This window comes from Streptomyces sp. NPDC003393, assembly GCF_053589015.1.
In genome coordinates this window covers 1-12233 of record NZ_JBSFRB010000037.1, presented here as the reverse complement: position 1 = coordinate 12233, position 12233 = coordinate 1, and the positions used below count along the sequence as shown (strand labels likewise).

At 67.9% G+C, this 12233-nt stretch carries 12 protein-coding genes and 1 pseudogene; 9 read left to right on the top strand and 4 right to left on the bottom strand.

What is annotated here, in order from left to right; genetic code table 11:
• Positions 1–113 precede the first annotated feature (113 nt).
• Complete coding sequence (locus tag ACWDUZ_RS28810) at positions 114–341, bottom strand: hypothetical protein (RefSeq protein WP_229886607.1); 228 nt, start codon at positions 339–341, stop codon at positions 114–116.
• Between the two features lie 149 nt (positions 342–490).
• Here ACWDUZ_RS28810 and ACWDUZ_RS28805 point away from each other — a divergent pair, with 149 nt between their 5' ends.
• Positions 491–1831 carry a tetratricopeptide repeat protein gene (locus ACWDUZ_RS28805; protein ID WP_451634716.1) on the top strand — a complete coding sequence of 447 codons (1341 nt, stop codon included), beginning with the start codon at positions 491–493 and terminating at the stop codon, positions 1829–1831.
• A gap of 502 nt (positions 1832–2333) precedes the next feature.
• Here the strand turns inward: ACWDUZ_RS28805 and ACWDUZ_RS28800 are convergent.
• Positions 2334–3203 carry a GntR family transcriptional regulator gene (locus tag ACWDUZ_RS28800; protein WP_451634715.1) on the bottom strand — a complete coding sequence of 290 codons (870 nt, stop codon included), beginning with the start codon at positions 3201–3203 and terminating at the stop codon, positions 2334–2336.
• 173 nt (positions 3204–3376) lie between these two features.
• Between ACWDUZ_RS28800 and ACWDUZ_RS28795 the strand changes: the two genes are divergently transcribed.
• The 8 genes and pseudogenes from ACWDUZ_RS28795 (at position 3377) to ACWDUZ_RS28760 (ending at position 9143) form a co-directional block, all read left to right on the top strand.
• On the top strand, positions 3377–3664 hold the full coding sequence (locus ACWDUZ_RS28795; protein WP_451634714.1) for a hypothetical protein: 288 nt from the start codon (positions 3377–3379) through the stop codon (positions 3662–3664).
• The gene (locus ACWDUZ_RS28790) at positions 3661–3852 is read left to right on the top strand and encodes a hypothetical protein (protein WP_282698281.1); all 192 of its coding nucleotides are present in this window, start codon (positions 3661–3663) and stop codon (positions 3850–3852) included. Before ACWDUZ_RS28795 ends, ACWDUZ_RS28790 begins: the two co-directional genes overlap by 4 nt.
• 1 nt (position 3853) lies before the next feature.
• Entirely contained in the window at positions 3854–5272 is a 1419-nt protein-coding gene (locus ACWDUZ_RS28785; RefSeq protein WP_451634713.1) for an FtsK/SpoIIIE domain-containing protein, read from the top strand.
• 38 nt (positions 5273–5310) lie between these two features.
• Positions 5311–6114, top strand: a complete 804-nt coding sequence (locus ACWDUZ_RS28780; protein ID WP_451634712.1) for a DUF2637 domain-containing protein — start codon at positions 5311–5313, stop codon at positions 6112–6114.
• Positions 6115–6146: 32 nt separating this feature from the next.
• Positions 6147–7056 (top strand): annotated as a pseudogene (locus ACWDUZ_RS28775) (replication initiator); the annotation flags it as partial.
• 82 nt (positions 7057–7138) lie between these two features.
• Positions 7139–7678, top strand: a complete 540-nt coding sequence (locus tag ACWDUZ_RS28770; protein WP_451634711.1) for a replication initiator — start codon at positions 7139–7141, stop codon at positions 7676–7678.
• Complete coding sequence (locus tag ACWDUZ_RS28765; protein ID WP_451634710.1) at positions 7678–7902, top strand: helix-turn-helix domain-containing protein; 225 nt, start codon at positions 7678–7680, stop codon at positions 7900–7902. The genes ACWDUZ_RS28770 and ACWDUZ_RS28765 overlap by 1 nt, the downstream gene beginning before the upstream one ends.
• Positions 7902–9143, top strand: coding sequence for a tyrosine-type recombinase/integrase (locus ACWDUZ_RS28760; RefSeq protein ID WP_451634709.1), 1242 nt, complete (start codon positions 7902–7904; stop codon positions 9141–9143). The genes ACWDUZ_RS28765 and ACWDUZ_RS28760 overlap by 1 nt, the downstream gene beginning before the upstream one ends.
• A 151-nt stretch (positions 9144–9294) precedes the next feature.
• On the opposite strand, the gene ACWDUZ_RS28755 is transcribed toward ACWDUZ_RS28760, so the two are convergent.
• Positions 9295–9621, bottom strand: a complete 327-nt coding sequence (locus ACWDUZ_RS28755; RefSeq protein ID WP_451634708.1) for a hypothetical protein — start codon at positions 9619–9621, stop codon at positions 9295–9297.
• 16 nt (positions 9622–9637) lie between these two features.
• Positions 9638–12233 (bottom strand): polymorphic toxin-type HINT domain-containing protein (locus ACWDUZ_RS28750; protein ID WP_451634707.1); only part of this gene is annotated, 2596 nt, incomplete at its 5' end.

Genomic DNA, 12233 nt, shown 5'->3' with positions numbered 1-12233 from the left:
GAGTCAGGCGGGTGTGGATGCGGCGGCGACGCCCAGGACGAAGCCGACCGATCCCGAGATGGTGATGATCAGGAGTGGTCCGGCGTAGCGGCCGACGGCTGCGGCTAACCGGTTCACAGCCGCTCTCCGCGGCTGCGCTGGTTGGCCTCGCGTACTGCGACGCTCAGCTTCTCCGCGCCGTACTCGGGCGTGGCACTCCCGTGCCGCGGGCAGAGACACGGCGAGAACCGGTTCGAACCCGGCGGCAGGTCCGCGCCCTCGTAGGTGTCGATCCTCAACACCCCGTCCATGCCCCGCTCCTCGGTCATCCGGGCCAGACGGGCCCGTGCTTCGCTTCTCATCCCTCAGCCCTTCAGACGACGGCTGCGGCGAGGACTCGCCGTTGCCTGCTGCCTCTACGCAACCGCACGACCACGCTCAGCGGTACGGTTGCCGCAGCGCCAGGACTTGAAAGCCTTGAAAGTTCGCAAGGTCACGGGGAGTTGAGGGCATGGCCAAGCGTGAACCGAACGGGGCGCTCGGGCGCCTGCTCACCGAGAGCCGCTGGACTCACCGCCAGTTCGCGCGGGCGGTGAACCGCGTCGGCACCGAGACCGGAATCCCCCTGTGCTATGACGAGTCGGCGGTGAGTCACTGGCTCGGGGGCACCGTCCCTCGCGGCGCGGTGCGCGGATGCATCCTCGAAGCTCTCTCCCGCCGCCTTGGCCGACCCGTCACCCATGCCGAGGCCGGGCTGCCGGTTCCACGCGATCGCTCCTCCGCGGCTGCGGATACCGTGGAAGGGGTGATCGACCTGGGGAGGCTGGATATGGACCCGTCCCGCCGCAGTGTCCTGGGTGCCGGCCTGTTCTCCGTGGCCGTCACCATTCCCGGCTGGCCTGATGTGGTTGGGCGTGCCGATGCCATTCGGTCCGGCCGCACGAGTCGCATCGGCATGAACGAAGTGGACATGGTCGTTGCCATGACCGAGCGTGTCTCGGAGCTGGACGATGAGTTCGGCGGCCGTCACGCACGCCCTATGGCGGCCTCGTTCATGGTCAACACTGTGGCCTCGTACCTGCGCGCTGACGCGCCTGAGGATGTACGCAAGGCGATACTGTCCGCCGCCTCGGACCTGCTCTACTTGACCGGCTACATGGCCGTGGACGAAGGTCTGCACGGTCTCGCGCAGCGCTACTACGTCAAGGCTCTGGAGCTGGCAGGCGCTGCCGAGGACCACCTGACGTACTGCACCACCCTGCGGGGCATGAGCGTCCAGGCGGTCGACCTCCGCCACGGGGCGAAGGCTATGGAGTTGGCCGATGCCGCTGCCGCGGCTTCCCCGAAAGCCGGCCCTCGGATGCTGGCCTTCCTCGTCGGCCAGCAGGCACACGCCGCCGCGCAGACCGGCGACCGTGCGGGCGCGCTGCGCTACATCCGGGAGGCCGAGGCGGCCATGGACCGTGCCGAGTCACGCGGCAAGGCGTTCGGCTCGTATGACCCCTCTTCGCTCAACTACCACGTCAGCCAGGTGCGTTACGAACTCGGTGACAAGGCCGGAGCCGTCGAAGCCATGCAACAAGCGGACCGGCTCCGCCCCAGCGCGTACCAGCGCACACGAGTACACCGTCGCGGACTGCTGGCCGAGAGGCAGTTGGAACTCGGCCACCTGGAAGCGGCCTGCGTCACCTGGCACCAGGCCCTCGACGACTACCCCAAGGTGCAGTCCGGCCGCGCCGACGAGCGCGTGAAGGCGATGTTCGGTCTCTTGCGCCCTCATCTGAAGAACGCAACGGCGCTCGACCTGTACGACCGAGCACGGACGCTCGCACCACCGTCGCTGGTCACCTGATCCCCGTCGCTCCTTCAAGCTCAGCCACAGAAAGTCAGCCACGACGGCGGGTGCGCCGACAGATCACCCGCCACGTGTGCTTCCAGCAACCCCGCACCGGCCTCAACCACGCCTCTTCCTTCCGTCACAGCATCCGCCCCGCTCCGGCCTGGCCGCTCGGCAGCGGGACGGGCTGCTCGATCTGTGGCTTCGTCTGTGCCCCACGCCGACGACGATCGATCGTGGTCGGCCTTCGGTTGTCGCAGCCTGACGTGGTGCTGTGCGGCGTTCGGCGGAGTCGGCCTGGCGGCGCCGCTGCGGTTGCTTCCGAGATCGGAGTCGGCTCGCTTGCCTGCCACTGCGCGCCGAGTGGCCGGTGGCCGTCGCCAGCGGGGCGGCAGACAGGAGCGGGCGGCGGCCACCGGCCGCCGACGCGCGGCGGCCCGCGAAAGCGGGGCGCCCTTCTTGATCAAGTAAAGAAACTCTGAACAGCTCACCACTGATCGATCTGTCAAACTGTCGATCAGGTGCGCTGCTGCCGGCGTTCCCTCGACTCGGCCAGTGCGGCCTCCAGCTTCTGGCTCGGCGACACGTCCGACGTGGTGTCGTCGTCATGGAGGGGTGGCAGGAACAGGCCGCGTCGGCTCTTCTCGCGTTTTACCTTCCGGCGCTCGTTGAAGACTCGCTGATGCTCCTCGCGGATCGTGACCCATCGCCGGTCCAGCTCCGCTTCCCGCTCCAGCAACTCGTCATCGCTGAGGTCGGCGAACTCGGCGGCAGCCGCACGGGCCTCGCGGGCGATCTCGTCTCGCAGCAGGTAGTTCGTGATCGGCCCGCGGTGCTTGCCCGGCTCCGGGGCCTGGCGCACGAAGACACCGCGCCCCTTGACCGCGTACACAAGTCCTGCCTGCTTGAGGCTCCGGTAGGCGTTCTGCGCGGTGGAGTTGGCGACTTGGAATCGCTCCTGGATCTCACGGGCCGGGGGTAGCTGGGAGCCCGGAGGATAGGTACCTTCCTCGATCTCGCGACGGAGGATGTCGGCCACCTGAACGTACGGCGGGCGGCTGTCTTCGTTGCGGATGAGGTCGACCGGCCAGTCCGGGCCTTCGGACTCGGCATCGCCGTGGTCGTCGTCGGCTGGTCTGGCACTCTGGCCGGCTGAGGCGCTGACGTAGCTGCCGCGACCGAGCTGGGAGTAGACGAGCCCTTCCTGCTTGAGCACACGCAGGGCGTTTTGGACGGTGGAGCTGGAGACACCGAACCGGTCCCGCAGCACGTTGGCCGAGGGCAGGCGCTCGCCGGGGCGGAACTCGCCGTTCAAGATCGCGTCCCGCAGGGCCTCGGCGGCCTGGAGGTACGGCGGCCGGGAGTCCTCGTCCAAGGGCAGGGTCATGCCACCACGGTATCGCCGGCCAGCCCTAGCGCTACAGGCACATCCACGTGTTCCCCACCTGAGCACCTCGCAACCTAATCGTCTTCACGATCTAATCGACCTTGCAAGTTAAACGATGATCTCTTTATGCTCCTAGCGAGCCGATCAAGCGGCCCCATCGATCAAGGGGTGTGATGGCATGGCCATGTCTCGAATCCGTGTTGCGGGTCGCCACCGACCGGGAGACCGGCGCGTCGCTGTACACGGTGACCGTGATGCTCATGGAGGACGGCCGGGCCGAGGTCCTGAAGATCACCGTCCCGGAAACGGGCCTCGCAGCGGGACTGAAGCCGGGTGTGATGGTCCGGCCGGTGGAACTGTTCGCCACCCCGTGGGCGCGGATCTTCAACGGTCAGCTCTCCGACGGCGTCGCCTACCGCGCCGCCCGCCTGGAGTTGGTCGCGGCGGAGGCGGCCCAGTGACCGGCCGTGGCAACCGGGGGCCGCAGCGGAGGCTGCACGCGCTGCGGCCCTTGCCGGGCACCGAGGGCAAGGCGGCGTTCGCCGTCTCCGGTGCTGTGCTCGGACTGCTTGGCCTGAACCCGGCGGACGCGGCCGGGCTGGACCTGGCCGAGATACTCCGCCTGATATCCGAGGCCGAGGGGGACTGACGTGGAGGATCTGACCGACCGCGTGCCGCAGGTGCTGCTGATCGTGGCCGTGCTGGCGGGCGCGTGGCTGCTGTGGGCGATGGCGCGCTACGTCCGTGCCGACCGGGGCACGCGGGTCAGTATGCGGCAGGCCGTGCGGGTGCGCTGGGGCTGGGTGCGCCTGGCGCGGATGGCCGGACTGACGGTTACCGACAAGACGCCGGGTCTGCTGGCGCAGATCACCACGCAGAAGGACGGCCCTGCCCCGGCCCCTCGGGTGCTGACTCCCAGGATCAAGGTGAAGCCGGACCGGTTCGGTGTGATCGTGCGGGCCAGGACGCTGCCGCAGGTCGGATTGGAGGAGTACCAGAAGGCGGCACGCTTTCTGGCGGACGCCTGGCGGTGCACACGGGTCTCCGTCCTGCCGGACGGGCCCGGCCGGGTGGTGATCCGTGGCGTGCGCTCCGACCCTTTGACCACGTCGACCGAGCACCGGCCTACCGGCCGCCCGCTGGAGGAGGTGTCGCGCTGGGAGTTGGGGGTGGACGAGTATGCGGCGCCGGTGTGCGTGTCCTTGGCGAATGTGCCGGGGGTGACCGTGGCCGGCACCCCGGGTGCGGGCAAGACCTCGGCGGTGAACAAGTTCGTCTGTGACCTCGCGCCGTCGGCGGCCGTGCAGTTCGTCGGCTTCGACGGGAAGGTGTCGCGGGCCTCGGAGGGCGACTACGCGGACCTGGTCAAGCGGATGTTCGCGTTCTGCGGTGACGACCTGGACGAGGCAAACGCGCTGTTCAAGCGGCTGGTGGAGCTGCGTCGGCGGCGGTCCTCAGTGATCCGTGACGTGCTGGGCGTGAAGAACATGTGGCACGTCGGCCCCTCGCGGCTGTGGCCGCTCACGGTGGTGCTCATCGATGAGGCGCACACGTTCTTCCGTGAGTACAAGGGCAGCGACGCCGAGACGAAACGTTTGGCCGCGTTGACGGCGGAGAACACCCGGCTGGTGGAGGATCTGGTCAAGAAGGGCCGCAGCGTCGGCATCCTGACCATCCTGATCAGCCAGAAGACCACCGGGGATGCCATCCCGACCTTCATCCGCGATGTGTGCCCCGTGGGGCTCTCGTTCGCGCAGAAGACGGTGGAAGCCGCGGTGGCCGCGCTCGGCGACGACATCCGCAACTGGCCCGATGCCAGCCCGGTCACCTTGCAGGACCCCACCTATGTCGGTGTCGCGGTGATGGCGATGCAGGGCCGCCCCGGCTTCACCCGCATCCGCACCCCGTACGTCGCCGACGCCGACGCCGCCCGCATCGCGGAAGCCACCTCCCACCTGACCGCCGACCCCGCCCTGTGTCTGGACGCCCTCCTCGACACCACCAGCAACACGAACCCCGGCGACGACGAAGGGCCGGACGGTCCGGTCGTCTCCCTGTCCAAGCCCTGAACGCCCCCGATCCCACGCATTGAGAGGAGGTTCCGCGCATGGTGGAGGAACGGTTCACCCGGCGCACCGTGACCATGGTGATGGCGGTCATCGCGGTCCTGGCCTTCGTCTTCTCCTTCGGGAACGTCTGGGCGCTCGCCCTGCGGCTCGGCGTCCCCCGCCCGATCGCGCCGCTGATCGCGCCCATGGTGGACCTGTCCGTCGTCGGCCTCCTGGTCGCGCTCCGGTACCTGGCCCTGCGCGGCGTCCCCAAGGCGGAGCTGAAGGCCGGCACCCGGCTGCTGCACCTGTGCGGGCTGCTCACCCTCGCGCTGAACACCGCCGAACCCCTGCTGACCGGACGCTACGGCCGGGCCTGCCTGGACACCGTCGCCCCGCTCCTGCTCCTGGGCTGGGGCCACGTCGGCCCCACCTTCCTCGCCCACTTCCACACCGCCGCACACCAGGAGGACGCCACCACAACCACCCCAGCCCCCGCGCCCATCGCCGAGCCGGTGCCCACTACCGCGCCCGCTCCCGAGACCGCGCCCCCGGCCCCGGCCCCTGAACCGGTCCCCACCGCGACACCTGCGCCGACCCTGGCCGAAGCACCCGCCGTGATGGAGGCGCCCGGCTCCGCCCCGGCCGTCGCCAAGGCCCCTGCCACCGGCCCTCGCCCGGCGCCTGCCCGCCGCACTGCTGAGTGCGGCCCGGCGCATCGCGGACACCCACCACGCCGAGCACGGAACACCGGTCACCGCCGCCCAGCTCGCTACCCGCATGGGCATCGCCCTGCCGGTGGCCACCGCCGCCCTCGCTCAACTCTGAGCCACCCGGCCACCGGCCGGATCACCCCTCCCTGAAATCCACGCCCACCCCATGGGCCTGGTTCGTCATGCCCCGAGCAGCACCAACACGCCTCCTCGCCTGGTTGGTTGCTGCTCGGGGGCACCCACCCGACAGAAGGGACACGCCCCGAATGGTCACCCTGGACCTGCGCCACGTGGCAAGCCCCGCCGTGCGGGACCTGCTCCACCTCGCCAACCAGCCCGACTTCGACCGCGCCCAGCAGCAGATCGAACGCCTCGGGGGCTGCACCGAACCCGTCCGCCTGACGGGGCAGAGCACCACCGTCGACACCGCGACCGGTGAGGTCCTGCGCTCCTACACGACGACGGAGGAGCCCACGGGCAGCCTGCTCACCGCGTGCGGGAACCGCCGAGCCTCCCGCTGCCCGGCCTGCTCCCGCCTCTACGCCGCTGACACCTACCACCTCATCCGCGCCGGCCTCTCCGGCGGCAAGAACGTCCCCGACACCGTCCGCACCCACCCCCGCGTCTTCGTCACCCTCACCCCACCGTCCTTCGGCCCCGTCCACAACCGACCCCACCAGCCCCGGCGGCGACATCCGTCCCTGCCGCTGCCGCAAGCTCCACGAACCCACGGACCCCCTGCTCGGCACGCCGCTGAACCCGAAGACGTACGACTACGCGGGCGCGGTCCTCTTCAACGCCCACGCCGGAGCCCTGTGGGCCCGCTTCACCACCTACCTGCGCCGCGAACTCGCCGCCCGGCTCGGCATGACCCAGAAGGCCGCCCACGAGGTCCTGCGGATCTCCTTCGCCAAGGTCGCCGAGTACCAGCAGCGCGGCCTGGTCCACTTCCACGCCGTGATCCGACTCGACGGCCCCGACGGCACCAGCCAGCCCCCGCCGCCCTACGCCACCGTCGCCGTGCTCACCGACGCCGTACGCGCCGCCGCCGCACGGGTTCGTGTCACGGTTGAGTCGGACGCGGTCGGGGAACGCGAACTCGCCTGGGGTGAACAACTCGACGTACGCGAGATCGCCGCCTTCGGTGCTGACGCCGAATTCACCGACCAGGCCCGTGGCCGCCTACGTGGCCAAGTACGCCACCAAGTCCGCCGACGCCTCCGGCGCCCTCGACCGCGCCCTGTTCTGCCGCCCCTGCCAGGGACGCGGCGCAACCGTCCTCCCCCACGGAACCCCGCTCCCGTGCACCGCCTGCGACGGCACCGGACAGGCCCGCCCACTGCCACGGCTCGCCGTCGCCCGGCACGTGCGGCAGATGATCCGCACCTGCTGGGAACTCGGCAGGCTGCCCGAGCTCGCTGGCCTGAAGCTCTGGAAGCGGGACCACATGCTCGGCTTCCGGGGCCACTTTTCCACCAAGTCCCGCGCCTACTCGACCACCCTCGGCGCGCTGCGCGCCGCCCGCCGCGCCTGGCGCACCGAACAGGCCCACGCCCACGCCAGCCTCCCCGATTCCGATGCGGACACGACTCTCGTCGTCGGCCACTGGGACTACCTCGGCACCGGCTCCAGCCCCGGCGCTGCACTCCTTGCAGCCTCCGTATGGCACCGCAGAGAACTGGAACGGCAGTTCGCGGCTGAAGGGGGCTGCTGATGACCTTGCCCCCGCCCACTGTCCTCCGCCCGGAGACAGAGCCAGCGCTGGATCTGCTGACGGTGCCCCAGGTCATGGCCCGCCTCCAGCTCGGCCGTTCCGCCGTCTACGACCTGCTCCGCACCAGGCAGCTCGCCTCAATCACCCTCGGCCGCGCCCGCCGTATCCCCGCCCACGCCCTCACCGACTTCATCCGCGCCCGCCTCGAACAGGAAGCTGCCTGATGGCCACGCCTCGCGACACCCCCGCCTCCCGCCGTGTGCGCGCCAACGGCGACGGAACCGTCTACCAGCGCAAGGACGGCCGCTGGGAAGCCGCCGGATACGTCCTCGCCCCCGGCAACACCCGCCGCCGCGTCCGCGTCTACGGCGCCACCCGCAAGGACGCCCTGGCCAAGCTCACCGAGAAGATCGCCGCCAGCAACCGCGGTCTCCCCATCCCCTCCGCGCAGGGCAGCGTGGCCGCATACCTGACGTACTGGCTCGACACCGTCGCCGTCCACCACCTCCGCGAGAACACGCACACCCGCTACACCTCCTGCGTCAACCGGTACCTCATCCCCGGCCTCGGCAAGAAGAAGCTCACCAAGCTCACCACCAAGGACATTCGCACCTGGCTCAACCAGCTCCGCACCACCTGCCAGTGCTGCACCCGCCGCCTCGACGCCCGGCGCGACCAGCCCCGCTGCTGCGCAATCGGCCAGTGCTGCTCCAAGCTGCTCTCTCCGCTGACGTTGAACTACATCCACTCCGTGCTCAAATCCGCCCTGGAGCACGCCGTCCGCGAAGGAGAGATCCCACGCAACGTCGCCCGCAACGTCCGCACCGGCACCCCAAGGCCCCGACGCTTCGAACCCCTCACCGCCGACGAAGCCCGCCAGCTCCTCACCACAGCCCAAGGCCACCGGCTGCACGCCCTGTTCGAACTCGCCCTCCACACCGGACTCCGCAAAGGCGAACTTTTCGGCCTCCACTGGGAAGACCTCAACCTCGACGCAGGCACCGCCGCCATCCGCCGCACACTCCAACGCAATGCCGGCGGTCTCACCACGCTGCCCACCAAGACGCGAGCCTCCGAGCGCCGCATCGCTGTCCCCGCCCGCTGCGTCCAGTCGCTGAAGCTCCACCATGAGCAGCAACAGCGCGAGCGGGAGGCCGCGGGCGCCGCGTGGCAGCACAGCGGGCACGTGTTCACCGCTGCGCAGGGCGGTGCGATCGACCCGACCAACCTCACCCGCACCTTCCTCACGCTCCTCCGCAAGGCAGGCCTCCGCCGCATCCGCTTCCACGACCTCCGCCACTCCACCGCCACCCTGCTCCTGGAACAGGGCGTCGAACTCGTAGTGATCAAGGAACTCCTCGGCCACGCACACATCGGCGTCACCGCCACCGTCTACGCCCACGTCCGACTCCGCCTCCAACGCGAAGCCATGACCGCCCTCGGCAACGCTCTCGACCGCCCCTGACCCACGCACGGCAACAGCGGCGAACACTCCTGGTGTTCGCCGCCGTTGCCGTCAACTACTGCCGTCAAGGCAGGACGTAATGCCCCATACAGGGCATGAAGCGGCCCTGCCTATTCGCCTGAGCGAAGAGGCAGGCCACCCCTGTGGAGGATCAGGCGATTGGCTCGCCCGCCACTCCGCTAAAACCAACGAGACCGTTCCTCTTCGCCATGCCGAGAATCTCTGGGAGATAGTCGAGCTGGCGAACCGAAAGGGTCAGGAGGACGTATTTGGCTGCATCGTCAGGCTCCTCCTCCAGGTCAAACTGGGACGGCTCCAGAACGTCGGCCACGTCCGGCCACCTAGCCAGCAGTTCTTCCCGAAACCGCAATACGTCAGGACTTGCCACGAGGTCACTGGTGTCGCCTTCAGCGAGGGCGTCAAAGACTTCCTCGGGGTCCCCGATGCAACGCTTCCAGAAGCCGAAGTCGCTACTCACTGGCCATCCTCTCAGGTTAGGGGTTGCAGATTGGACACTCTGTGCCGCGACGGACTACCGAGGTTTCAAACCCGTACGTCTTCGCTAGCCATTCGTCCTTCCTTCGCTGACCCCTCGTGTAGTTCGATTTATTCACCTTCACCTCATAAAGGTGAAGGTTGCCGTTTGGCTGCCTGACCGCGATATCCACTTGCCGCTTGCCGTAGGGGGTCCAGAGTTCGAGTCCGTTCCCGTAGCTCTCGCTGTAGATATCGGACTTCTTGTAGAACTTCTCGAACGTCGCCGTCATTTCATCAACACCGGCGGCACCCCGAGCCTTGTCGTGCTTCCGAACACCACAGTTGCTGTTGTGAACGAGTACCGGCGTCTCGCCCGCCAGCACATAGTACGTGTGCAGGTCCTCGACCGTAAGGTTGTACATGTCGGCGGCACCGGCTTGGTTCTGAACGGCCACGACTCGCGCATGTCTGTTCGTGGCTGTATTGAGGGCGTGCCCAGACTTCAGCTTTCCGGCGGGGACCCACGTGCTGAGGGTGTCGTCCCAGAAGGGGTGCCGTGAGGTTGTGTGAATGACCGACTTGCGACCGCCACCGCTTTCGATGGTCACGTCTACGAGGTCGTCATCGTGGTGGACCAGTCGGGCCGTGACAGTTCTCGAGCCCTTGCGCTTGCCTGTTTCAGGATCGGCCGCCGCGACGTTGTCTCCAGGCTTCACGGTGCCGATGGGCGTCGTCTTGCCGTTTTTCAGCAAAACCGGCGTGTCCGGGTCAAAGCTGCATGGCCCTCCCGCAGAAGCCCCTCGGCCGCCCCTCCGTCCCAGGCGACCAGCTATTCGACCATTTCCTGCAACCAGCCCAGAAGCCGCACCGGCCTTCACCAAATCGGTCGGATTGAACCAGTTGGCACCGCAGTCCCAGTCGTGGTTACAGGAGAACATCTTTCCCTTGACTCGCTGATAGGCATTTGGGTCCGTCCCGTCGTCCCGTGGAGCCATACAGCCGTAGTCATAGCCGAGTCGCGCGTTGCAAACGTAGTCGACCCATTTATGGAAAGCTTCTGCGATCTGCTCAAGATGCGGGTTGTTCGCGGGCACGTAGACGGCCGGATAAATTCTGACATTCCACACACCCTGAATCTGGACCATGTTGTTTGAATCGCCATGGGCAGCATCAGGGAGATCACCTTGATATCCCGCACCGCTGTATCCGGAAGCACCGACTCCTCCTGCCCCAGGAGGCGCTTTAGTGACGTATTCTTTGTCGGTTCCGTTCGTACCTGTTCCGCCGATTGGATAACCGATGCCGCACTGGTCTGGATGGCACAGGCCGCTGGGATCGCTCTGGGTGATGGGGTTGTTTGCCGCGTAGCTGTATCCGTTAAGGCTCTGCACGTCGTTCGGGGCGAGTACGGGGTCGACGCTGAGGAACTGGCCGATCACGGGGTCGTATTCGCGGGCGCCGATGTGGGTCAGGCCGGTGTTAGTGTCCCGTGTTTTGCCGAGGAAGCCCTTGTCGTCGGGCCAGGGGCCGTACTGGGGCTTGCCTCGGTCCTCGCCGAACGGGGTGGTGTAGCGCTTGGTGAAGGTCTGGGCGGTGTCCGGGGTCAGCGCCAAAGTTGATGTGCCGTGGTGGTCGCCCGTCAGGTAGGTGAGCTTGTTGGTTCCCGACTCGTTGGAGCGGAAGGCGGCCGTGATGCCGCCCGCGGAGTAGTAGCGCTGCGCCCAGGCGGTGCCGTTGGCACGCAGGTCGAGTTCAGTGGCCCCGGCGTAGAGGACGCGCTCGCCGTTGTCGGTGGCGCGGATCAGGAGTGAGCCGTTGGCGTCATAGACGTAGTTTGTGGAGGTTCCGGCTTCCGTCAGCTTGGTCAGCTTGCCCTCTGGTGACCAGGTCAGGCTCTGCGCCGCGGATGCTCCGGGGCGCTGCGTCGTGTTGCCTGTCGTGTCGTAGCTGTAGGCGCGTTCCGGGCTGGTGCAGTCGGTCTTGGTTGTGGTGCCGGTCAGGGTGTGGGGCTGGGTGGGCTTGGTGTAGCAGTAGGTGGTCTTGGTGTCGCCGGTGCTTTTGTGGTCCGTTGCGGTAAGTCGCTGGCCGGCGTTGTTGTAGGTGTAGCTGGTCCAGTACGGGGCCGGGCCGGAGAGGCTGGTTGCGCTGCGAGAGTCCGCGCAGTTCTGTGAGGTGGGCGTCCAGGCCTCGGTCAGTCTCTGGTGGCCGTCGTAGGTGAAGCACTGGGTGTCGGGCGAGTTGTCTCCGCCGAGCGTCGTCGGGTCGCTGATCGCGGTGACGTTGCCGGACTCGTCGTAGCTGTAGTTGAGGTCCTGCAGCATCCAGGGATGCGACTGATCCGTGACGTGGCTGCGGGTGAGGCGGTCGGTTCCGGTCTCGTATCTGTTGGTGACGTAGATGCTCTTGTTGTCGGTGCCTCCTGTGCCCAGTGTCAGCTGCAACGGCTCGCCGAGGGCCGAGTAGGACACGTTCCGCAGGTAGCCGGTCAGTCCGCCGAAGTCCGTCAGGTCGCCCAGGTCGTCGTAGCCGTAGTCGATCGCCTCCGACTCAAGGCCTCCGACGGCCGGCTCCTTGGTGCCCTTGAGTGTTCCGTCGATGTTGTAGTACGTCTCG

Coding starts and splice junctions, on each gene's coding strand:
- ACWDUZ_RS28810 (WP_229886607.1), bottom strand. CDS start 341: ATGAGAAGCGAAGCACGGGCCCGTCTGGCCCGGATGACCGAGGAGCGG.
- ACWDUZ_RS28805 (WP_451634716.1), top strand. CDS start 491: ATGGCCAAGCGTGAACCGAACGGGGCGCTCGGGCGCCTGCTCACCGAG.
- ACWDUZ_RS28800 (WP_451634715.1), bottom strand. CDS start 3,203: ATGACCCTGCCCTTGGACGAGGACTCCCGGCCGCCGTACCTCCAGGCC.
- ACWDUZ_RS28795 (WP_451634714.1), top strand. CDS start 3,377: ATGGCATGGCCATGTCTCGAATCCGTGTTGCGGGTCGCCACCGACCGG.
- ACWDUZ_RS28780 (WP_451634712.1), top strand. CDS start 5,311: ATGGTGGAGGAACGGTTCACCCGGCGCACCGTGACCATGGTGATGGCG.
- ACWDUZ_RS28765 (WP_451634710.1), top strand. CDS start 7,678: ATGACCTTGCCCCCGCCCACTGTCCTCCGCCCGGAGACAGAGCCAGCG.
- ACWDUZ_RS28760 (WP_451634709.1), top strand. CDS start 7,902: ATGGCCACGCCTCGCGACACCCCCGCCTCCCGCCGTGTGCGCGCCAAC.